A 20,711-nucleotide genomic window follows, 5' to 3' on the forward strand; every position below is an offset into this window, starting at 1 on the left:
GTCAGCCAGCGGGTGCGAGCGGCGCCGGCCCGGGCTCGCGGTCTAGGCCGAGCCCGAGCCCGAGCCCGAGGCCGAGCCCGAGGCCGAGCAGGGCGAAATGACGGTCGAGCACGGCCCGCTCTTCGAACGGCCGCACCCCCTCGGCCAAGGTGGCAGGCGGGATCGGCTGGTCCAGGCCGCGGGATAGTCCCTCCGCCAGTGCAGCCGGGTCGCGGACCGACACCAGATAGCCGTAGCGTCCATCCTGCAACACCTCGCGCGGACCGGTCGGGCAGTCGGTGGCGACCGGCGTGCAGCCGCACAGCATCGCCTCGACGAGCACGTTCGGCAGGCCCTCGACATGGGACGACAGCGCGAAAACGTCGGCATGCGCGAAATATTTGAGCGGATTGTCGACGCGACCCGGCAAGCGAACGCAGTCCGCAACGCCCTCCGCCAGTATGAGCGCCTCGAGTGCACCGCGCGCATCGCCTTCGCCGAGAATCACCAGCCGCACCGCGTGTGTCCGGCGCAAGATGGCGATCGCGCGGATCAGGTCGTCGAACCCTTTCCACGGCGCCAGCGTCCCGGCCGCGACGATCACCGGCACATCGTTCCCCACGAACCACGGATCGTCCAACGGCGCGTCACGCTTCGCGCGGGCGGCGGGCTGGTCGACGATGTTGTAGACGCACACGTGGCGGGCCTTCGCGAAGACCTGGCGATATTGCGCGACCATGTCCTGCGAGACGCAGGTCAAGGCATCGGCGCGCGGTGCGACCACCCGCATTGCCCATTTGAGCACCCAGCGCTTGGTGAACGGTACGTTCGAATAGGTATCGAACGGCGTGACGCGCGACGAACCGCTGATCTTGGCGCGCGACCGCGACAGGATCGCGGCGAGCAACACGATCACGGTAAGGTGGTCCTCCGCCGCGAACACGACATCGGGCTTTTCACGGCGAAGATAGCGCCAGATCGGTACCGTGAGATCGCGAACCTTCGGGACTGCCAAGACGTGCACGGCGACACCAGGTGCGGCGGGGATCGTCAGGTCCGGATCGCAGCGACCGACGATCAGGTCGACCGCATGGCCATCGGCTGCAAGCGCCGCTGCAAACCGCCACTGCGCCAGCGGTACGCCCGATATGGCGTAGCGTGGCGTCATCACCGCGATCCGCAAGCGGCCAGTCACGCGTGCGACCGGGCGAGAGTCAGTGCGCGATACGCGCCGGCCTGCAATCGCGCGTCGGCAAGAAACAGGAAATTGTTGACGTAAGCGGATCCCCCGAGCGCCCCGCGTGACTGATGTACGGCACGATCGAAGTCGGCCAGATCGACGAGGCGGCCGTCACGCAGGAAATACCCGCGATAGCCGAACCCTGTAATCCGATCGAACGTCGCCTGGATCGGCGCCGCGCGGTGGCGCTGCTCGATCTCGACGAGCAAGGCCGGGCTCGACGCGGCGATCGTCGCCAGCGCACCCTCGATCGTCGCGGCTTCATGCCCCTCGACGTCGATCTTGATCAGGGCGGCGTCGTCGAACCCGAAACTGTCGAGCGTGCGAACGGCAACCGTTTCGCTGCGCGCGCTGTCGGCTTGGCCCGGCTCGATCGAGCCCGCCGCATCATGTTCCGTACCGTCCGCCTCGACTGGAATGACGAGCGCGGCAAGACCCGGCGTGGCCGACAGCGCGAACGGATGGATCGTCACCGCCGGCTGTCCTGCCGCCCACGCATCGAGCGAGCGCAAGCAGATGCCATTTGGCTCGAACACCTCCACACGTGTTCCGAGCCGCGCGAGTGCAAAGGCATAGGCGCCGAAATTTCCGCCGATGTCGATCGCCCTTTCTCCGCGTTCGATGAGGTGACCGAGCAAGCGCATCTCGGGCTCCAGCGTACCCGTGACGCGGGCGTGCCAGTATTTCGCAGGCACGCGCCATGCGGCCGGGATGGCATCGCGAATGCCCGCCTTCATCCGACGGGAAACGAGCAGGGGCACGGCGTTTGGCATGGCTGCATCATGGTCCTTCGCAGCGCGTCGCCGACACCGGAACTGGATCGGAAACGAACCATGTCGTGCCGTCGGATTGCTGGACTTCGTACCGCTTATACCGCCTTCTCCCCGTCGATGCCGGCCAAGGGGGTGTCCGTCGCCCGGCGATCCGCCGGGGCGAAGGGGGAGAACACCCGATGTGCGGGATCGCCGGCATCTGGACGCAGCGACCGCGCCGACCCGATGCCGCGCTGACCGATGTCGCGTTGACCAACGTCGCGCGCGGCATGGCGGATGCGCTGGCGCATCGCGGTCCCGACGATGCCGGCGTATGGGCCGATCCGGACGCCGGCATCGCGCTGTCGCATCGCAGGCTGTCGATCATCGATCTGTCCGCCGCCGGGCATCAGCCGATGCCGACACCCACCGGCCGGCACATCCTCACCTACAATGGGGAGATCTACAATCACCGTGCCTTGCGGGCGGAACTCGACGCGGAGAGCACGACCGCGTGGCGTGGCCATTCGGATACCGAGACTCTCGTCCACGCCATCGCGCGCTGGGGCCTGGCCGATACGCTGCGGCGTGCCGTCGGGATGTTCGCGCTGGCATTGTGGGACCGCGAAACACGGACGCTGTCGCTCGCGCGCGACCGGATCGGCGAGAAGCCGCTATATTATGGCTGGTCGAACGGCGCTGTCCTGTTCGGGTCCGAACTGAAGGCACTGCGCGCTGCACCTGGCTTCGCGGGCGTCGTCGACCGCGACGTACTGGCGCTGTATCTGCGGCACAATTGCGTGCCGGCGCCCTGGTCGATCTTCACGGGCGTGTTCAAGGTCGAGCCGGGGACGATCGTGACGATCGACGAGATTGGCCTGTCGACGCTGCGCTCGGATCCACCGGACGTTGACGCGGCCAATGCCGACGATGCTGCCGGCGTGGTGTGCACACGCTTCTGGTCGCTCGAGCAGACGATCGCGGACGGTGTCGATCCGGCGATGACCGCGGGCGAGGCGGTCGATCGCACGCACGACGTGCTGCGCGAGGCGGTGTCGCAGCAGATGGTCGCGGATACCGCGCTCGGTGCGTTCCTGTCGGGCGGAATCGATTCCTCGACGATCGTCGCCCTGATGCGCGACGTCGCGACCGCCCCGGTCAAGACGTTCACGATCGGGTTCGCCGAAAGCGGCTTCGACGAGGCACCGTTCGCCCGCGCCGTCGCGCGGCATCTCGGCACCGACCATGCCGAACTCTATGTCGATGCCGAGACGGTCCGATCGGTGATCCCCGACCTGCCGGTCATCTATGACGAACCGTTCGCGGATTCATCGCAATTGCCGACCGTCCTGCTGAGCCGGCTGACGCGCGGGTCGGTGACCGTGGCGCTGTCGGGCGACGGCGCCGACGAACTGTTCTGCGGCTATAATCGCTACCTCGTGTCGCGCCGGCTATGGACCATGGCGGCGAGCCTGCCGCCACCACTGCGTCGCCGAGTCGGAAGTGCGATCTCCGCCGTCGCCCCGCATCGCTGGGACCGGCTCACCGCGCTGCCCGGCATCCCGTCAACCCCGATGCTCGGCGACAAGATGCACAAGCTCGCGCGGATGCTCCACACGCCGCTTGCGACACGCGACATCTACCGCGCGTCGAGCGAGCAATGGGGGGACGCGATTCCGGTACGCGGCTACCACGATCTTGCCCGAACCGCGCCGGCCCCGGCGAGGACTGCGCCCGAAGAACAGATGATGCAGTGGGATGCGACATCCTATCTGCCCGACGACATCCTCACCAAGGTCGATCGCGCGGGAATGGCGGTCGGGCTCGAAACGCGCATGCCGTTCCTCGATCACCGCGTCGTCGAGCAGGCCTGGCGCACGCCGCTGGCATTCAAGAAGCGCGGTGGCCAGGGCAAATGGCCGTTGCGGCAAATCCTATATCGCTACGTTCCGCCCGCGCTGGTCGAGCGTCCCAAGGCAGGGTTCGCGATTCCGCTGGGCCTGTGGCTACGGGGTCCGCTGCGCGACTGGGCGGAGACGCTGATGGCCCCCGACGACGCGCTGCTCGACATGGTGCCGATCCGCGCGCGCTGGGTGGAACACCAGGCCGGCACGCACGACTGGACCGCATCGCTATGGAGCGTGCTGATGTACCGCGCCTGGGCCGCGTCATGCTGATCTACTGGCTGATGTTCGGTTTCCCGTCGAGCATGGCGCTGATCGAGCGGGATCGGGCGCGCCGGTTCGGTTTCGCCTGGGGGTTCGCGCTGATCGCCACGATCGCGCTGATCGGCTTCCGCTGGCAGACCGGTGGCGACTGGTCGAATTACGACCGGATGGTCGAACAGGCCACGTGGAACCCGGTCGACCTGTCGCCGCTCGGCGATCCGGGGTTCGCGCTGCTGCTGTCCTTTGCCGCGCGCTCGCATATCGGGCTGCTGCTCGTCACCGCGGCGAGTGGCCTCGTCATGGGCATCGCGCTGACCCGGTTTTGTCGCGATCAGCCGCGACCCTGGCTCTGCATGGCGGTGGCGGTGCCGTATCTCGTCGTCGTCATGGGCATGGGCTATATCCGTCAGGGGATGGCGATCTCGTTCCTGCTGATGGGGCTGATGACGCTGCGACGCGGGCACGTGCTGCGCTATTCGGCCTGGGTCGTGGTCGGCGCGCTGTTTCATTCAACCGCGTTCATCCTGCTGCCGCTGGGGGTGATGGCGGTCAATCGCAACGTTGCCGTACGCGTCGGTCTCGCGGTTCTCGGACTGGCGATGCTGGGCTATGCGATCGTCTCGGCGCATGGCGGCTATGTCGCCAACTACATCGATTCGGCGATGACCTCCTCGGGGGCGGCGGTGCGGCTGTTCATGACCGCGTTGCCGGCTGCGATCTTCCTGGGTTTTCGCGATCGGTTCGCGGTCGAGGGGGCCGAACGCAGCGTGTGGACCGCGCTCAGCCTGGCCGCGATCGCCGCCTTCGCGCTGCTGTTCGCGTTCCGCTCGTCCACGGTCGTCGACCGGCTGGGCCTTTATCTGATCCCGGTGCAATGCTTCGTCTATGCGCGCATGCCCGCCGCGTTCGCCAGGGATGCGAACGGCGAACGGCTGCTGACGGTCGCCATCCTGCTGCTGTATGCCGCAGCCTTCTTCATCTGGCTGAACTATGCGGTCAACGTCGATTACTGGCTGCCCTACCGCTTCTATTTCTTCGAGGACGGCCTGTGTCTCGCGTGCTGATCTCGGCGAACGCAGGCTGGAACATCGTCAATTTCCGCAGCGGCCTGGTGCGTGCGCTGATCGCGGACGGCCATGCGGTGATCGCCGCGATACCCGACGACGACGCGGTGCCGGCGGTGCGGGCGCTGGGCGCACGAACGATCGTCCTGCCGATCGCGCGCGGCGGCGTTTCCGTGATCGGCGACCTGATCCTCGTCGCGCGGTTCGCTTTGATCATCCAGGCCGAGCGACCCGACATCGTGCTGAGTTGGACGATCAAGCCCAACGTGTACGGCGCGTTTGCCGCCGCGCTGTTCGGCATCCCGGCGATCGCCAACATTTCCGGGCTCGGCACCGCCTTCATCCGATCGAACTGGCTGACGATCCTCGTCAAAGGTCTATACCGGATCGGGCTCGGTCGTGCCGCGCTCGTGTTTTTCCAGAACGAGGACGATTGCGCGCTGTTCGTGGGTTTCGGGCTGGTCCGTCCCGCACGCTGCGCAGTGCTGCCGGGATCGGGGATCGATGTCACGGCCTTCGATCCGAGTGCGTATCCACCGAAAACCGATGATGTGTTCCGCTTCCTGTTGATAGCGCGGTTGATCCGGGACAAGGGCGTCCACGAATTCGTCGACGCCGCGCGCAGCCTCGCGTCACAGCATCCGGGCGTGATCTTCGAGATACTGGGCCCGATCGACCGGGACAACCACACCGCGATCGCGTCGGCAACACTACAGCGCTGGATCGACGACGGCGCGATCCGCTACCTCGGGTCCGCCGACGACGTCCGCCCCGCGATCGCGCGCGCGGACTGCATCGTCCTGCCGTCGTACCGCGAAGGCACGTCGCGCGTGCTGCTTGAGGCGGCGGCGATGGCGCGCCCGGCGATCGCCACCGATGTGCCCGGCTGTCGCGACGTGATCGTCGACGGCGTGACCGGGCTGCTGTGCCGGGTCCGCGATGCGGGTGATCTGGCCGCCAAGATGACGACGATGCTCGACATGACGACGGCGGCACGCGTCGCGATGGGCGCCGCCGCCCGCGCCGATGTCGCACGCCGGTTCGCCGAATCCTTAATCATCACGGCGTATAGGGCGGCGATCGCCAAGGCCTTGCAGGACAAGCATATCCAATGACCGAACCACAATCGTTGCGCATCGTCGTCGTCGGACTGGGCTATGTCGGCCTGCCGCTGGCGGTGCGCCTCGCTGCCTTCTATCCGACGACAGGGCTCGATATCGGCGCCCGCCGGATCGTCGAACTGCGCGCCGGCCATGACCGCACCGGCGAGATTTCTGCCGAGACGCTCGCCGCATCGAGCATCGTGCTGACCGACGATCCCGCCGCGTGCGACCGCGCCGATCTGTATATCGTCACGGTGCCAACCCCGGTCGACGCGGCCAACCAGCCCGACCTGCGGCTGGTCCGCGACGCCAGCACGATGGTCGCAGGCATGCTGGACCGCACGCGCAAGCCGATCATCGTCTATGAGAGCACCGTGTATCCCGGCGTGACCGAAGACATTTGCGGGCCGATCATCGAAAGCGTGTCCGGCCTGACCCGCGGCGAGGATTTCTTCCTCGGCTACTCGCCCGAGCGCATCAATCCGGGCGACCGTGAACACACCGTCGATCGCATCACCAAGGTGGTCGCCGGTGAAAACCCGGCGGTCACGCAGACGCTGTGCGAGGTCTATGGCCGGCTGACGACCGGCGGCACGTTCGCCGCCGCGTCGATCCGCGTCGCCGAGGCCGCCAAGGTGATCGAGAACGCACAGCGCGACGTCAACATCGCCTTCGTCAACGAAGTCGCGCAGATCTCGGCAAAGCTCGGCATATCGGTGTGGGACGTGCTCGCCGCGGCGGGCACGAAGTGGAATTTCCTGCGCTTCCAGCCGGGCCTCGTCGGCGGTCACTGCATCGGCGTCGATCCCTATTATCTCAGCCATTGCGCGGAGGCGCTCGGCCACGATCCCGCGATCGTGCTCGCCGGCCGCGACACCAACGACGCGATGGCCGACTGGGTCGCGGATCGGCTGTGCGACGGCGTTTCGGCACCGGTCGACGCGCTGGTGCTGGGCCTCACTTTCAAGGAGGACGTACCCGATCTGCGCAACAGCAAGGTCGCCGAGGTGATCGCCGGCCTGGTGCGCCGTGGTCACCGCGTCGAGGTCCACGATCCCCGCGCCGACGCGGGCGAAGCGCTCCACGAATATGGCCTGACCCTGCTGGCCGACCTTCCGTCGCGTCCTTACGGCATCGTCCTGCTGGCGGTCGCGCATGCGGAATATCGCGCGCTCGACCCTTCGACGATCGCGGCCCTGGTGCACCCCGGCGGCGTGTTCGGCGATCTCCGTAATATCGTGCTGCAATCCTCGGCATTCGCGCATGCGCGGCGCTGGACGTTTTGATCGATAACGGACCCGTCTGACGGTTTGCACGCCCCCCCGCATGATCCAGACTGACGCCACGAACATCGCGGCGCTGGAGGGGATCGCAGGTGACGGCGCAGGATCGCCAATCGATGCGTGCGCGGTTCTGGTCGCGCGCCAGCGTCCAGTTCGGGGGTGCGATCCTGATCGCGACAATCCTGCCGCTGTGCATCGCCGCGCTCATCGAGCCTCGACTGGTGCGGCTGTCGCTGTTCGCGGTATCCGGCCTCGCCAGCGTCGGCGGGATCGCGATCGGCTTCTGGTTGTTCCGCAACCTCATCGCGTTCCCCGGCATCCGGGCGAGCTACTACGTGCTGCCGGTGTTCTCCTCGACGTTCGCCGCGACCTTCGTCCTGCTGTTCTTGCTGCGGCTGCAATATAGCCGGCCGCTGCTCGCCGCCGGCTTCGTGCTGGCGGTCATCTGGTATTACGTCGTCTATTTCATGATCCAGCGTCGCCGGCTGCTCGATATCGCGGTCGTCCCGTTCGGCGCCACCGATACGCTCTACGCGATCGACGGCATCGCCTGGACGCCGCTCGAGACGCCGGCGTTGCCACGACACTGCACGATCCTGGCGGCAGATTTCGAAACCGACCTGCCGCCCGAATGGCAGCGATTCCTCGCCGAATGCGCGCTCGCGAGCGTGTCGGTGGTCCATTACAAACAGCTTCGCCAGTCGCTGACCGGACAGGTGCAGATGGAACGGTTGTCCGAGAACGCGTTCGGATCGCTTGTCCCGAACCCGATCTACCTGTCGGTGAAATACCTCGCGGATCTTGTCATCGCGGTGGTGATCTGTCCGTTCGTCGTGCCCGTCGTGGTCGCTGTCGCGGTGGCGGTGAAACTGGATTCGCACGGCCCGATCTTCTTTCGCCAGCGCCGGATCGGCTATCGCGGGCGCCCGTTCGCGGTGTGGAAGTTCCGGACGATGATCGGCGCCTCGCCGGAGTGGCGCACGCCGGAACTGCACGAGGTGCGCCACGCCGCGATGACGCTCGATGGCGATCTGCGCGTCACGCGGATCGGCAGGACGCTGCGCCGCACTCGGCTCGACGAATTGCCGCAATGGCTGAACGTGGTGCGCGGCGAGATGAGCTGGATCGGCCCGCGCCCCGAAGCCGAGATACTCTCGCTCTGGTACGAATCCGAAATCCCGTTCTATCGCTACCGGCATGTCGTGCGACCGGGCGTTTCGGGGTGGGCGCAGGTCAACCAGGGGCACGTGACCGGCATCGGCGACGTGCTGAAGAAGCTCAGCTACGATTTCTTCTATATCAGCCGTTTCACCTTCTGGATCGACATGCTGATCGTGGTGCGGACGATCAAGACGCTGCTGACCGGGTTCGGATCGCGCTGAGCCGCAATCGCGCACGACGCTGGCGGCGGACCACCAGCATCGGCACGCGCAGCAGCGGGTAGAGCCAGATGCAACCGGCGGGCAAAGCGAGCGTGCCGACGTCTTCGCTCGATATCGCCAACCGCCGCAGCGTTGGCACAAGACTACGCAGCGTGGGCGCGATCAGCAGCTTCGCGGCGAACTCGACCCAGCCGCGATACGGCGTCGACGCGAGCTCGCGCGCCCCGCCGCCTGCCATCATCGTTCGCGACGAAAGCGCGAGCAACGCCCGCAAGCGCCATGAGTGCGGTGCCACGAAACCCCGAGGCGGATCGATTGCAAGCAGTCGATCGGCGAGCATCAATGCCGAGGCCACCGCCCTGTCAGCACCGGCGGTTTGCGCCGCACGCCAGTAGCGCACGCCGCCATCGTCGCTGTCGATCAGCAACGCACCGATGTCCGCCAGCCATTTGAGCCGCGCCCAGCCATGCGCCGCGCCGTGCACACACAGATAGGTGAACAGCGTATCGTCGCCGAGCGTCGCCAAGGCGCGCCCCGGCGCCACCTCGACCCCGCGCCATGTCGTCGGATCCGGTATCGCCGGATCGACCAGATCGTCCGACAGTCGCCAATGCAGTTCGACGATCGCGCCGCTGGTCGCGTGGCGGTGAAAACTGTCCTTGGCGACGGCCAGGAAGGTTCGCAGCGCGGCGCCCGACAGCCGCCGCCGCGGGCTTTCCGCGATATAGCCGGCCGTAGACAATACCGACCACGCCGCCGCGACCGCATGCGGTGCGACCGCGACATCGATATCGACCGCATCGCGCGAGCCGATCGTCCCGAACGCGCGCTGGGCCAGCGACGGGCCTTTCAGGAACAATGCGGCGACGCCTGCCGCGGCAAGCAGATCCTGCAACCGCAACGCTTCGCCCGCCTGGCGCAATGCGGCACGACCCCGGCGGCGCGCCATCCGTTCGAGCGCCTCGGGAACCGCCACGTCGGCTTGCAGCAACGCATCGACCGCGAGGCTGGCGATACCGTGCCGCCTCGCGACGCGGACGAACAAGGCCCAGTCGATCGACTCGTGCGCCGCGGCGACGACGCGCACGCTGGACGCCGGATGCCGGGCGCAGGCAACCGCCAGCCGAAACTCCGCCGATCCGCTCGGCCGTGCCGCGAGCATCATAGAAGGTGCTTCACCCGCCGCAATCTGATCGGAATCGATCGACGTCGCGCGGTTGGCGTTGATCGCATCGCCCTGCGCGGTCATCATCGGGTCCTCGCAAGCGACGACACCGCGGGGCGGAACCACGCATCATGCTCTACGATGATTTTGCCGGTCATGTCGGCTCGCAGTTTACGCTGATCGACGATGGCGGCGCCAGTATCGAGTTGGTACTCGAGGAAGCGCGCGCGGCACCGGCCGCGGCCACGGCCACCGCTACGGGCACCACCACGGGGGCGACCACCGCCGATCGGTTTCCCACGCCATTCTCGCTGATATTCCACGCCACCGCCGGCGACGTTCTTCCGCAACGCACATATGACCTGCGCCACCCGGTCCTGGGCGAGCAGGCGATCTTTCTCGTCCCCATCGCGAAGAGCATGCGCGGCGTCAGCTACGAGGCTGCGTTCGGCTGACGGGCGGACCGACGGCGCGCTCCATCTCGATATGCATTGCGGTTTCGCCGATCGGTTCGAAACCGAGGCGCCGGTACAGATCAAGCGCCCGACTACCCTTGTCGACGAAGATGCCGACGCATTTCTCAGCGGCGTTCGCCATCTCGATCACCGCCTCGATCAGGCTGGTGCCGACGCCCATGCCCTGCTCCGCCGGCATCAGCGCGATATCGACGACCCGCAACTGGGTCTGCCGCGTCGCATGATACAGCCTGCCGACCGGCTCGCCGTGGCGGTCGATCACCAGGAACCGGCACGGCCCGATCTGCGTCTGATAATGATGCCGTTGCGCTGCATATTGCTGGTTCAGGAACGCGCCGGCCTGCGATGCCGTCCAGGCGTCGATCGCTACGATTTCGTCCGCACGGGTCGAGGCATACAGGATCTGCAGGAACGCCGTGTCGTCATCGCGCTCGTCCCGCAACGCATAGCCTTGCCGCGACAGCGAGCGGGGACAGGCCAGAGCCGGCGGGGGCGCGTTCGTCACGACGCGGCTTGACGGAATACGCGACGCTGCCGACGCGCGAGACGCGGGAGCATCAACGTTTGCATCGGGATCACCGGGCTGCACATTCCACGCGCCCCCCCCTGCTCCCGGGTGCGACGTGCGGACTGGCGAGGGGAATAAATGCGCTTCGAGACTGCCGGCGACGAACGCGCGATCGGCCGCGACCCTGACGGCGGTTGGCATGATCCTGTCGGGTATGGCCCAAGCGGGCATCGTCAGAGCCGGCATCATCTGGGCCCGCATGTTCCGAGCCGGCATCGTCCGGGCCGGCATGGTCCAACGCAAGCCACTCGTGATGCACGACGGTCGACGCGGAAAGCGTTGGCCCCACGGGCAGAAGGCTTCGAACACCGCCCGAGCAAGTGAGCGGTCGACGGCCCGCTCGGCGCAGCGCTCGCATGCGCCTTCCTGCCACGCGAACATCCGCCACCAGCGATGATCGCCATGGCATCGCGGGTGCTAATTGCGTGACGGGAAGATCCCCTGCAACGCGATGACGAACGTCAGCGCCAGGAGCGGTTGTCGGTTCTCATGCGGCTGTGATCCACCGGTCATGCCGATCGCGCTGGGCGACAGGGAGACGGACGGCGTGGACGTGTCGCTGAACGCCATGTTCGGGTTCGACGGCCCGATCATCGCCTGCGCAGTCGGCGCCGGGACATTCTGGGCAGTGTTGGGCGGATTGAGCGCGGCGGCGTTGAGCACGTGCGCATGAGAGGGCAATTCGGCCAGCCCCAGCGAAGTTTGTACTGCGCCAGCGCGTTCGCCGACGGTCCGCGGCGTCAGTCCAGGCCCTGCGCCCCAGTGCATCGGAGTCGTCGCCTGCAGGTCCGGCAGCGCGTACGTGGTAGAGCCGTTGCCGCCGTAAGAGGTGCCAAGGATGGCGAACAGCGCGGTGTTCTGCTGGATCTGCATGATCTGCCCGTTGCAGACCGCAAAGCCACGCGGCGCAAAATTGAAGCCGACGGTCTTGATCTCGCCGAGAAAAGGGTCGCCCATGATCGGTACTCCGAAGGGTGGTTGTAACTCTGCCGATTGCGGCGTTGCTAGTTACGACTGGGAAAGAGACCGCCGACCGCGATGATGAACGTCACGCATTGCGATGGCATCAGGTTGGAATGCGGCATGTTGCTGCCGATCGCGCCGATGCTGCTGGGCGCCATCGGCCCCGGCACCACCGTGCTCGACCCCGGCACGACGTAGAGAAAAGGCGAAACGCCGCCCGTCGGCGTCGCCGGTAGTGCGGTCGGCGTGGGCCCGTCGAGCGTACCCGGGCTGGTCGAAGCCACCACGCTGTGGATATGCCCCGGGATCGTTGGGATCGTCAGCGTGACCGTTTCGGTACCGCCCACCGTCCCGATCACACGCGGCGTCAATCCAGGGCCGCCGCCTTGATGGATCGGCAACCGTCCGCGCAGGTCGGGCAGCATGAAGGTCGAGACGCCGTCGCCGCCATAGGTCGTTCCCAGCAGCGAGAAGAGTGCATCGTTATCGGAGATCTGCAACGTCCCCCCGTTGCACAGCGCCCAGTTCACCGGCGCATAGCTGCCGCCGAACATCCGAATTTCGCCCAAGAAAGCATCGCTCATAAATTCCCCTGTCGTTCGGACGGGCCAGAAGCAGACCGGTCGCGGCATTGGGTCGCATCGGTGCCCGCCAGCGTGTCGCCGGCCGGCACCGCGCCGACATCAGTTGCGCGACGGGAATACCCCGGTCAGCGCGATGCAGTAGTTCACGACCAGGAACGGCTGCATGTTCGCATGGGCCTGGTTACCCCCGGTCGGTGACAGGCTCTGCGCCGCCAGCGCCACCGGATTGCCGGCAGGTGCGTAGAATTGCGTGACCGGCGACGTATCGTTGGCAAAGGTGTTGCCGCGGGCGGGCCGGCGGTCGGCGACCGTCGACGTCCCGTTCAGCGCATGCGTATGCGACGGAATCTCGTTGACATTGAGCGTCACCGATTCCTGTCCGAGGACCGCTCCCTGAGGCAGGGTACCCGTAGCGCCGGTCGGTGCACGGCCTTGCAGGTTCGGCAAGGCAAACACGTTCTGTCCGTTGCCGCCAAATTGCGTGCCGAGCAGTGAGAACAGGGCCTGGTTCTGCGAGACGGGCATCATCTGACCGTTGCACAGCGCATAATTTCGCGGTGCGAACGGAAACCCGAACGCCTTTATCTCGCCGACAAACGGTTCGGACATGCAGCCTCTCCCCCATGATGTTTCGACTCGCCAACGCGACGGAAGAAATTCGATAGACCTGGTTCTACGCGCATACCCGGTTCCGGCAATGCTCGATCAATTGAAAGATTGATCTATCTTGGATGTAATACCGGCACTGCAAGATAAATAGTCAGCCCTGCCGCCTACCTACAAAAGAGATACAGGAAAGCACGGGCGATACCGTCGACAACTCATGCGTCAACGATCGTCTCTATTGTATCGCAAAATAAAACGTGGCAGGCCTGAACCATACCGGCATCAACGACCGGAGGGGATAGCTCGTGACCGCACCGTCAACCAAAGCCACCATCGATACGCCGTCAGATACCGCCGAACCGGTTGGACTGAAGACCTGGTCGACACCGCAAGTGATCGTCTCTGAACTCCGCAACGCGGGCGCTCAGGTGGGGGTCGGCTCCGACGGCACGTCGCCAATCTCGAACTATCAATACGGATCCTGATCCGACCGGTGTGGCACGCCTCGAATTCAGTCGTGCCACTCTATGCGACGTAAGCCCGGCGATTGGTCGGCGACGACCTGTGCCCGGCGAGCACCGGCGACCGACGATCGGGCAGCCCGAGGACAGGGCGGCCAGGCCCAGCCGCCGACAGGGTAGCGGCGCAAGTCCGCCTCCCCTCGGCGCTTAGTCGTTGGTTCGGTCGAACCAGGCAACGAACCGGGCCGTCGTGATTCCCAGGGTGGCCACGATCACGCGCCGATGATCCGCCAGGCGCGTTTCGTCGAGATCGGTTATCATCGCTGCCAGTTTCGCGAAATCGACGTAGCGCGACAGGGCCCCGTCGCGGTCCAGCGCCTGCGCTGCGGCCAGCGCGGCCGGCGCTTCCTCCGCCGCCGATCGGAACAGGTCGGGCTCCTCCGCATCGTTGCCGGGCCCACGCGCCAGCAACGATGCGGGCAGGCGATCGGCGAACGCGGTTCGCGCCAGATAGCGTTCGACGCCGTTCCTGAATTGCAACGACTCCGGAATCGCCAACGCGAATTCGACCACCCGGCGATCGTGAAACGGCCGAGTCAGCTCCAGGCCGTGTAACCCCGCCAGCGTCTGCGCGGTGGCGGGGCTGTCCGACACCCGGCGCAACAGATGCAGCCACCGCGTCCCCCAGCGATTGTGCACCGGTGTCGATTGTCGCAATCGCGCAGGATCGATCGCACCGCTTGCGAACAACCTCCGTGCGAAATCTTCGGCGATCACCCGCGTACGCCAGAGCGGCACGAACCGCCGGCGCATCGCATACACCGCCGCGATCAGCTGCAAAGGCAGGAGCGCGCCGATCACGTCGTCATGCAGGATCGCGACACTGGAACGCCCCGTTGCCCGGCGCCGCGCCGCGAATTCGCGGGCGAACCGCGTGAGCTGGCCGCGCCGGAGGATTCGGCCGAGCATTGCCGGGGCGCGGACATTGACGGTGTAGTCGCCGCCGTGACCGTCCATCACCAGCCGCACGCCGGCGTCTGCCGCGACCCGGTACAGCCCACGCCGCACCAGCGACCCGCCGCCGGGATCGTTGGTTTCGGCAAAGCCCCGCTCCAGATCCGCGAACGGCGTCTCGACGGACCGCACGAAGCTGCGGATATCGAGCTCCGGCCGATCGGCGAACGCCTCGACCGCCGCGCGCGCATCGCGAACCCGGCGCCGCTCCCCCACCGCCAGCACCGAGGCGACCGCGACGATCCTTCGCCCGGCCGCAGCGACGATCGGCCCTGCCAGCACCGCGATACTGCCGCTGTCGAAGCCACCGCTGAACAACAGCCCCGGCGCGCGCGCCAATCGCCGTACCCGACACGCCACCGCCTCCTCCACCAGCGCGGCATAGGTGGCGACATAATAGGCCTCGTCGCGATCGATATGCTCGGGCGCCGCGTGCGGCGTCCAATAGCGCTCGGTCGTCATGCCGCCCGCCGCATCGAGCCGCAGCATCGTGCCGCCGGGCAGCGAGGCGATCGTCTCGAACAGCGTCGCGTCCGGTCGCGGATCGATCGGGAACAGCAGACGTGCGCCGATCGCGACGTCGGACAGCCGCCGCGGGACGCCCTCGACCGCCCACAACGCCTTCACTTCGCTCGCGAACACGAAGAAGCCGGCGCCTGCATGATAATAGAGCCCGCGCTGTCCCATCGGATCGCGCGCCAGCAACAGGGTGCCGGCGGCCGCGTCCCACAGGGCAAACGCGAAATCGCCGAGCAGCCGATCGACGCAGCCCGCGCCCCAGTAACGATAGGCTGCGAGCAGGACCGCACTGTCGGGCATTGCGGCAAGCACGTCCCCGGCGATGTCCAGCGCGTCGGCCAGCGCTTCGCGATTGTCGAGCCGAAGGTCCGCCACGAGGATCAGCGAATCGTGATCGGTGGTCGGCTGGCGCTCAAGGCTGTCCTCGCTGGTCACCCGCATCAGGCAGTGCCCGAGCCCCGCCCGCCCCTCGACAACGCTGCGGCACCCATCGGGGCCGCGATGCCGCAGGCCGTTTGCCATCCGGTCGATCGTCCGCGCGCAGACCTCGGCGCCGTCGCAACGAACGATGCCGAAAATCGCGCTCATCGCGGCGCCACGGGTGGTACCGACCCCGCCGGTGGCCGTCCCTCAACCACGCGTCGGCGGCTCCAGCACGATCGCGCGATGCCGGGCGAGTTGCACGAGGAAAGCATCGACCTCGACCCTGCACAGGTCGGGTTCGACGGCAAACTCGGTCAGCAACCGCGCGCACACCGTATCGGCGGTGCTCGGTGTCTCGATCAGATCCCAGATCCGCGCACCGACCGCGTTGAGGCCGAGGTACAGCCCCTGTTCGGCGCTCATCATCAGGATCTCGTCGCCCACCCTGGCGGCAAGCCAGTCGCCCTGCTTGCGTATGATCATGGATGCTCTCCGAACTGCGCGCGCGCCGCCGCGGCAAGACGCCGATGCGTGCTGGCGAGATGAGTGATGACGGCCGCGACGACCGCCTGGCTCGCTTCGGCACGCTTGCCGGCGCCGTCGGCGAGGAACGGCGTGCCCGGCCGTTTGGCATCGCGCGTCGCAACCGCCGCCATCGCGACGCGATCGTCCGCGGTGAGGGTTATGCCGAAATGCGGCACGATCCGCGCGGCGATGGCGTCGGGCAGATCGTCATAGGGAATCAGCAGCCGGTTCGATCGATCATGGTCGAGCACGGCATCCGCGATCCGCGCCAGCACGCGTCCGACATGCGCCTCTACCGAAAGGCCGGGTGCGATGCCGTATGGATCGCCGATCGCGCCCGGCACCGTCTGCAGCCCCCGCGCGCGCATCTGCGAGACCATGACTTCGACGGGATCCCGGTACAGGAATATCCACGGTACGTCGGGGAACGCTGCGTTGAACAGCGGCAGCGCGAGCGTGTGCCAGCTGTCGAGCTTGACGACGTACGCGCCCTCCGGATTGCCTCCACGCCCCAGCGCCCCGACCATCGCACGCAGCAAATCCGCGCGAGCGCTGTCTGCGAGATCCGGATGCGACCGTGCAAACTGCACCACCCCGTCGATCGGCGCCGCCTCGGAAATCACTCGCGTCCCTGCAATTGCGGCGATCGTCTGCGCGACCAGCGTCGATCCGCACCGCGACATGTGGAAGACCAGCCCGTCCGGTGGGGTAAGCGCGGGCGCGGTATCCGCGAGCCGGGCGAGCGGCGTGTGCCACTGCAGCAGGCGGTTGAGCGGCCGCCGTCGCGCCCGGCGGACGGCGTCCTCGAAGAACGGCGCATCGAACCGGGCGCCACCGAAATGGAGCCATTCGACCAACGGCGTGCCGGACGACTGTACGATCGCGCTCGGCAGCCACCCGATGCACGGCCAATCGTTTGAGATCGTCGTCGCCGTGACAGGGTCGAAACGCCGCAGTCCCAGCGGATCGGGGACGAGCGCGCGGTCCACCATTTCGGCATCCAGCGCGATGCCGGACGACCGTGCCACGTCGAGCACCGCCGCGACGAATGCCGGGCGATCCTCGATTGCGGCGAGACGATGCTGCATATCGGCGTCGGCGAAGATCTGCGATCGGATGATGTCGAGGCTGTCGCTCATCGCGCGGCGACCCGGGCGTGTCTGCGGTGTCGCCCCCGAGCTTGTATGCGGCGCGTCGGTCGATAGGATGCACCACGCGCTTCGTGCGGCGCGAGATATCCCGGAAGGTGACGTCGATGCTCGCGACCCAGGTCCATAGCGCCGCACTGGCCGATCGTATTCGCCTGCCGTTCGTGTTCGATCCGGTCGCGCTTGCGGACGACCTCGACCGGGTCGTTGCCGCTGCGGCGATCCAGACCGGCGGCAACGCGACAGCGTGGATCGATCATTTCGTGCCGCAGAATTACGACGGGAGCTGGAGCGTGATCCCGCTGCGCGGCGTCGCGGGCGCGACGCATCCGGTGCGGATGATCTATGCCGATCCCACCGCCACGGCGTTCGCGGACGGCCCTCTGCTCGCACACGCGCCGCATATCCGCGCCGTGCTGGAGCGCTTCGCCTGTCCGCTCCAGACGGTGCGTCTCATGCGCCTGACGCCGGGATCGCAGATCAAGCCGCACCGCGATCACGATCTCGCGGCCGAGACCGGTGCCGCTCGCATCCATGTTCCGATCACCACGAATCCGCAGGTCGAGTTCATGCTGAACGACATTCGGGTCACGATGGCCGCCGGCAGTGCCTGGTATCTGCGGCTCGCCGATCCACACGCCGTCGCCAACCGCGGCCCGTGCGATCGGGTGCATCTCGTCATCGACTGCATTGCCGACGCCTGGCTGCTCGACCTGCTACGGGCATCGGACGAAACAGCCTAGCTCGACGAGCGCGGCATCGAGCGGGAAGCCGGTGACCTTCACGCCGCCGGCATCGACCCAGGCATGTCCGGCGGAAAGCTGCGCGCGCCCCGAAACGGCGTCGTCCGCACTCGTGCTCCTGCGGCCGGTCATACGCCCGTTGCTGGCGACCCGCTGGCCGATACCGTCTCGCGACATCACCGAGCCTGTCCCGATGCCGATGCCAAAATGCACGATGCCGACGATCCCGCGACGCGCCAGCATTCCCCGCGCCGCGACCGCCTGCTGCACGCACGCCGCCCGGAACGGCATCAGCGGCGCCACCGTCTCGATCGCCCACTGCACGCGGCGGGCGATCCGTCGGGCGTGATCGTCGGCCGGCGCGCTCGCGGCACGGGGATCGCCGGGTGGCAAGAGCATACCCCATCTCGCCGCCAGCCGCGGAAACGGGATCGCGATCAGCACGAGGCGCGCCACGGCCAGGCGCACGACCGCCTCGAGCACCAGCCCTTGTCGGTCCGCACCGATCGTCGCAAACGTCCGCGCGCGGCGCACGAGACGCGCCACGCTCACGCGGATGCGACCGGTGCATAGCCGAGCCGGATCATCATCGCGCCGTGCATGGTTTCGATGGCGGTCCGCTGATCGTCGCTCAGTTCGCTGCGCCATCCGCCTGCAATACCCTGCCGGAAAAACGCATGCGCGGTCGCCCCGGGTCGCGAGCGCGGCGCCTCGCGAAACCCGCGCTCGCGCTCCTGCGTCTGCAGCGCCGCAAAATCGGCGAACCGCGCGGCCTGCGCAATCTGCACGGTCGAGCCCGTGTTACCTGTGAAAGCTAGCGCTCGGGCGAATACGCCGCATACATCCTCCTTCAGATCCTCGTAGCGCACCTGATGCACGGGGAGGTCCGTCTGCTCGATCCAGCCCCGATGAAAGGCGCTCCAGTCCGAGAGTTGCTGGCGAAGCTGGTTCGGCTGGCGGTCTTCGCGATCGCAGAACGCCGCGGTGCGCCGCCCCATGAAGCCGACCGCATCGTCGATACTCTGCCGATTGTGCCGCGCCAGCGACGCAACCACGTCGCGCGGATCACGCACGATCAGGATCGCCGCATCGGCTGCGCGCCGTCCGCCGAGCACCGGTTCGCCACCCGAGGTGCGGGTCCAGGCATCGTGCGTCTTCACGAAGCGAACGTCATCAAGAACCTCGGCATCGGCGTCGGGCCCGCGATCCGGATCGCCACCGCCGGCCGCCATCGCACCCACCTCGTCCGCCGCATGGTCGGCGATCGCCTCGTAGACGCGCGGGCGGAGCCGATCGCATTCGTCATGGGTGAGCAGCCCGGAGGGAAACAGCATCACCTCGTCGAACCAGCGCCGCGCACTGGCGATCCCGCCGCGCCCGGGCAGGTCGTTGATATCGACCGGCACGTCGCGTCCGAGATTGGCCAGCAGCATCCGGAACCAGGTATTCCCCGATTTCGGATAGGAGGCGAGCCAGATCGTCCGCCTCACAAGGCAAGCTCGGCCGCGACCGGCCTCAGGTCTCCAGGAGACGGGTCTGCGGCTGCCGGATCCGATCGAGTCGCCAGATGTCGCCAATGCCTTTCCAGCCCCTCGACCACCGCCGCCAGTCCGGCAAAGTCCATCTCCCGAGTGAGCGTGAACACGCCTGCGTGGCGGGCGATCGCGGTCGCGCCCTGGAAATACAGTGCCGCCTGCCCCATCCGCGCGATCATCGCCGGCCGATACGCGTTGCGCTGGATCATCAGCGCGCCATCGACCAGGTTCGCGGGAGCGATGCCGGGCACGTGCGGCGGTCTTGCCTCGCGCAGCATGTAGACCGCAGCGATCGGCAGCGCCTCCGCGATCGCCGCGTGCGGCTCGACATAATATTTGCGCAGGCGCGCGCGCACCGGCGCGCGCCGCCGATCGTCGAGCGACAGGCGCGCGATCGCATTTTCCCAGAGTTTCAGCTGGCGCCCGTCGGGATACACGAACGGCACGCCCCCGGCCGCGATCGATATTCCGCAGAAATCGTCCGCGAGGAGATCATGCCCCGCCGCCACCAAAGCAGCCGCCAGCGTCGATTTGCCCGCCCCCGATGCGCCGCAGAACAGCACGGCGTTGTCGCCCGCCCGCACCGCGCTGGCGTGAAGCACGAGGCGTCCGCGCTGGTGTAGCAGAATGCCGAACCCGGTTCCGCTGACGAAAACCGCGGCGTCCTCGATCGCCGTCTCGCCATCGAGCGCATAGACGATCGTGTCGCCGCCGGTCAGCAACAGGCGGATGATGCCGGGCATCGCGATCAGGAATCGTCCCTCGGCGATCTGCCAATTGGGTCCGCTCGCGGTCGCATTATCGAGCGCGAGCGGAACCACACCGAGGCGGATCACGACGTCGGCGTCAGCCTCCCGCGACGGACAATCAGGGTCGCATGCGTCCGCCCGGCCAACCCAGTCGATCAGCCCCGGTAGCGCGAGATCGCTCGATACGCGCAGGCCGGAGACGATATAGGCGAACACGCGACCTCCCCCGGTGCGCGCATTGCTCTATGGCAGCAGACCGCA

At 67.1% G+C, this 20,711-nt stretch carries 21 protein-coding genes; 8 read left to right on the forward strand and 13 right to left on the reverse strand.

All coding sequences use genetic code 11. The features are described 5' to 3' along the window. Position 1: 1 nt before the first annotated feature. Both O6Y00_RS05315 and O6Y00_RS05320 read right to left on the reverse strand, forming a co-directional pair. A complete protein-coding gene (locus O6Y00_RS05315) occupies positions 2 to 1,174 on the reverse strand; it encodes a glycosyltransferase (protein WP_353441564.1) in 1,173 nt (390 codons plus the stop codon). Further along, on the reverse strand, positions 1,171 to 1,956 hold the full coding sequence (locus tag O6Y00_RS05320; protein ID WP_353441565.1) for an FkbM family methyltransferase: 786 nt from the start codon (positions 1,954 to 1,956) through the stop codon (positions 1,171 to 1,173). Before O6Y00_RS05320 ends, O6Y00_RS05315 begins: the two co-directional genes overlap by 4 nt. Before the next feature lie 215 nt (positions 1,957 to 2,171). On the opposite strand from O6Y00_RS05320, the gene asnB reads away from it, so the two are divergent. The 5 genes from asnB (at position 2,172) to O6Y00_RS05345 (ending at position 8,971) form a co-directional block, all read left to right on the forward strand. Next, positions 2,172 to 4,148 (forward strand): asparagine synthase (glutamine-hydrolyzing), encoded by a 1,977-nt coding sequence (gene asnB, locus O6Y00_RS05325; protein ID WP_353441566.1) that lies wholly within the window; start codon positions 2,172 to 2,174, stop codon positions 4,146 to 4,148. Further along, positions 4,142 to 5,203: an EpsG family protein gene (locus O6Y00_RS05330; RefSeq protein WP_353441567.1), complete on the forward strand. Its 1,062-nt coding sequence runs from the start codon at positions 4,142 to 4,144 to the stop codon at positions 5,201 to 5,203. The genes asnB and O6Y00_RS05330 overlap by 7 nt, the downstream gene beginning before the upstream one ends. Further along, positions 5,188 to 6,318, forward strand: a complete 1,131-nt coding sequence (locus O6Y00_RS05335) for a glycosyltransferase family 4 protein (RefSeq protein ID WP_353441568.1) — start codon at positions 5,188 to 5,190, stop codon at positions 6,316 to 6,318. Before O6Y00_RS05330 ends, O6Y00_RS05335 begins: the two co-directional genes overlap by 16 nt. Continuing rightward, positions 6,315 to 7,592 (forward strand): nucleotide sugar dehydrogenase, encoded by a 1,278-nt coding sequence (locus tag O6Y00_RS05340; RefSeq protein WP_353441569.1) that lies wholly within the window; start codon positions 6,315 to 6,317, stop codon positions 7,590 to 7,592. The genes O6Y00_RS05335 and O6Y00_RS05340 overlap by 4 nt, the downstream gene beginning before the upstream one ends. A gap of 113 nt (positions 7,593 to 7,705) precedes the next feature. Further along, the gene (locus tag O6Y00_RS05345; protein WP_353441570.1) at positions 7,706 to 8,971 is read left to right on the forward strand and encodes a sugar transferase; all 1,266 of its coding nucleotides are present in this window, start codon (positions 7,706 to 7,708) and stop codon (positions 8,969 to 8,971) included. Here O6Y00_RS05345 and O6Y00_RS05350 read toward each other — a convergent pair. Beyond that, on the reverse strand, positions 8,937 to 10,220 hold the full coding sequence (locus O6Y00_RS05350) for a nucleotidyltransferase family protein (RefSeq protein WP_353441571.1): 1,284 nt from the start codon (positions 10,218 to 10,220) through the stop codon (positions 8,937 to 8,939). The genes O6Y00_RS05345 and O6Y00_RS05350 overlap by 35 nt on opposite strands. A gap of 47 nt (positions 10,221 to 10,267) precedes the next feature. Between O6Y00_RS05350 and O6Y00_RS05355 the strand changes: the two genes are divergently transcribed. After that, a complete protein-coding gene (locus tag O6Y00_RS05355; RefSeq protein WP_353441572.1) occupies positions 10,268 to 10,591 on the forward strand; it encodes a DUF6916 family protein in 324 nt (107 codons plus the stop codon). Here the strand turns inward: O6Y00_RS05355 and O6Y00_RS05360 are convergent. From O6Y00_RS05360 to O6Y00_RS05375, 4 genes are all read right to left on the reverse strand, one after another. Then, positions 10,566 to 11,117, reverse strand: coding sequence for a GNAT family N-acetyltransferase (locus O6Y00_RS05360; RefSeq protein WP_353441573.1), 552 nt, complete (start codon positions 11,115 to 11,117; stop codon positions 10,566 to 10,568). The two genes, O6Y00_RS05355 and O6Y00_RS05360, sit on opposite strands and share 26 nt — an antisense overlap. Positions 11,118 to 11,597: 480 nt before the next feature. Further along, positions 11,598 to 12,137: a phage tail protein gene (locus O6Y00_RS05365; RefSeq protein ID WP_353441574.1), complete on the reverse strand. Its 540-nt coding sequence runs from the start codon at positions 12,135 to 12,137 to the stop codon at positions 11,598 to 11,600. Positions 12,138 to 12,184: 47 nt separating this feature from the next. Further along, entirely contained in the window at positions 12,185 to 12,727 is a 543-nt protein-coding gene (locus tag O6Y00_RS05370; protein ID WP_353441575.1) for a phage tail protein, read from the reverse strand. A gap of 99 nt (positions 12,728 to 12,826) precedes the next feature. After that, a complete protein-coding gene (locus tag O6Y00_RS05375; RefSeq protein WP_353441576.1) occupies positions 12,827 to 13,336 on the reverse strand; it encodes a phage tail protein in 510 nt (169 codons plus the stop codon). A gap of 302 nt (positions 13,337 to 13,638) precedes the next feature. Here O6Y00_RS05375 and O6Y00_RS05380 point away from each other — a divergent pair, with 302 nt between their 5' ends. Continuing rightward, positions 13,639 to 13,818: a hypothetical protein gene (locus O6Y00_RS05380; RefSeq protein ID WP_353441577.1), complete on the forward strand. Its 180-nt coding sequence runs from the start codon at positions 13,639 to 13,641 to the stop codon at positions 13,816 to 13,818. Positions 13,819 to 14,001: 183 nt separating this feature from the next. Here O6Y00_RS05380 and O6Y00_RS05385 read toward each other — a convergent pair whose 3' ends face one another. From O6Y00_RS05385 to O6Y00_RS05395, 3 genes are read right to left on the reverse strand one after another with little or no spacing between them, the layout of a single operon-like run. Beyond that, positions 14,002 to 15,915 (reverse strand): asparagine synthetase B family protein, encoded by a 1,914-nt coding sequence (locus O6Y00_RS05385; RefSeq protein ID WP_353441578.1) that lies wholly within the window; start codon positions 15,913 to 15,915, stop codon positions 14,002 to 14,004. A 42-nt stretch (positions 15,916 to 15,957) separates the two neighbouring features. After that, a complete protein-coding gene (locus O6Y00_RS05390) occupies positions 15,958 to 16,233 on the reverse strand; it encodes a PqqD family peptide modification chaperone (RefSeq protein ID WP_353441579.1) in 276 nt (91 codons plus the stop codon). Next, positions 16,230 to 17,414 (reverse strand): hypothetical protein, encoded by a 1,185-nt coding sequence (locus O6Y00_RS05395; protein ID WP_353441580.1) that lies wholly within the window; start codon positions 17,412 to 17,414, stop codon positions 16,230 to 16,232. The genes O6Y00_RS05390 and O6Y00_RS05395 overlap by 4 nt, the downstream gene beginning before the upstream one ends. Before the next feature lie 116 nt (positions 17,415 to 17,530). Between O6Y00_RS05395 and O6Y00_RS05400 the strand changes: the two genes are divergently transcribed. Then, positions 17,531 to 18,166: an aspartyl/asparaginyl beta-hydroxylase domain-containing protein gene (locus tag O6Y00_RS05400; protein ID WP_353441581.1), complete on the forward strand. Its 636-nt coding sequence runs from the start codon at positions 17,531 to 17,533 to the stop codon at positions 18,164 to 18,166. On the opposite strand, the gene O6Y00_RS05405 is transcribed toward O6Y00_RS05400, so the two are convergent. Genes O6Y00_RS05405 through O6Y00_RS05415 form a run of 3 tightly spaced genes read right to left on the reverse strand, consistent with a single transcriptional unit; the run spans position 18,140 to position 20,666 of the window. Beyond that, positions 18,140 to 18,718, reverse strand: coding sequence for a lasso peptide biosynthesis B2 protein (locus O6Y00_RS05405; RefSeq protein ID WP_353441582.1), 579 nt, complete (start codon positions 18,716 to 18,718; stop codon positions 18,140 to 18,142). The two genes, O6Y00_RS05400 and O6Y00_RS05405, sit on opposite strands and share 27 nt — an antisense overlap. Further along, positions 18,715 to 19,656 (reverse strand): sulfotransferase domain-containing protein, encoded by a 942-nt coding sequence (locus O6Y00_RS05410; RefSeq protein ID WP_353441583.1) that lies wholly within the window; start codon positions 19,654 to 19,656, stop codon positions 18,715 to 18,717. The genes O6Y00_RS05405 and O6Y00_RS05410 overlap by 4 nt, the downstream gene beginning before the upstream one ends. Then, on the reverse strand, positions 19,653 to 20,666 hold the full coding sequence (locus tag O6Y00_RS05415) for a hypothetical protein (protein WP_353441584.1): 1,014 nt from the start codon (positions 20,664 to 20,666) through the stop codon (positions 19,653 to 19,655). Before O6Y00_RS05415 ends, O6Y00_RS05410 begins: the two co-directional genes overlap by 4 nt. Positions 20,667 to 20,711: the final 45 nt, after the last annotated feature.

This window comes from Sphingomonas faeni, assembly GCF_040407565.1.
GTDB classification, from domain to species: Bacteria; Pseudomonadota; Alphaproteobacteria; order Sphingomonadales; family Sphingomonadaceae; genus Sphingomonas; species Sphingomonas faeni_F.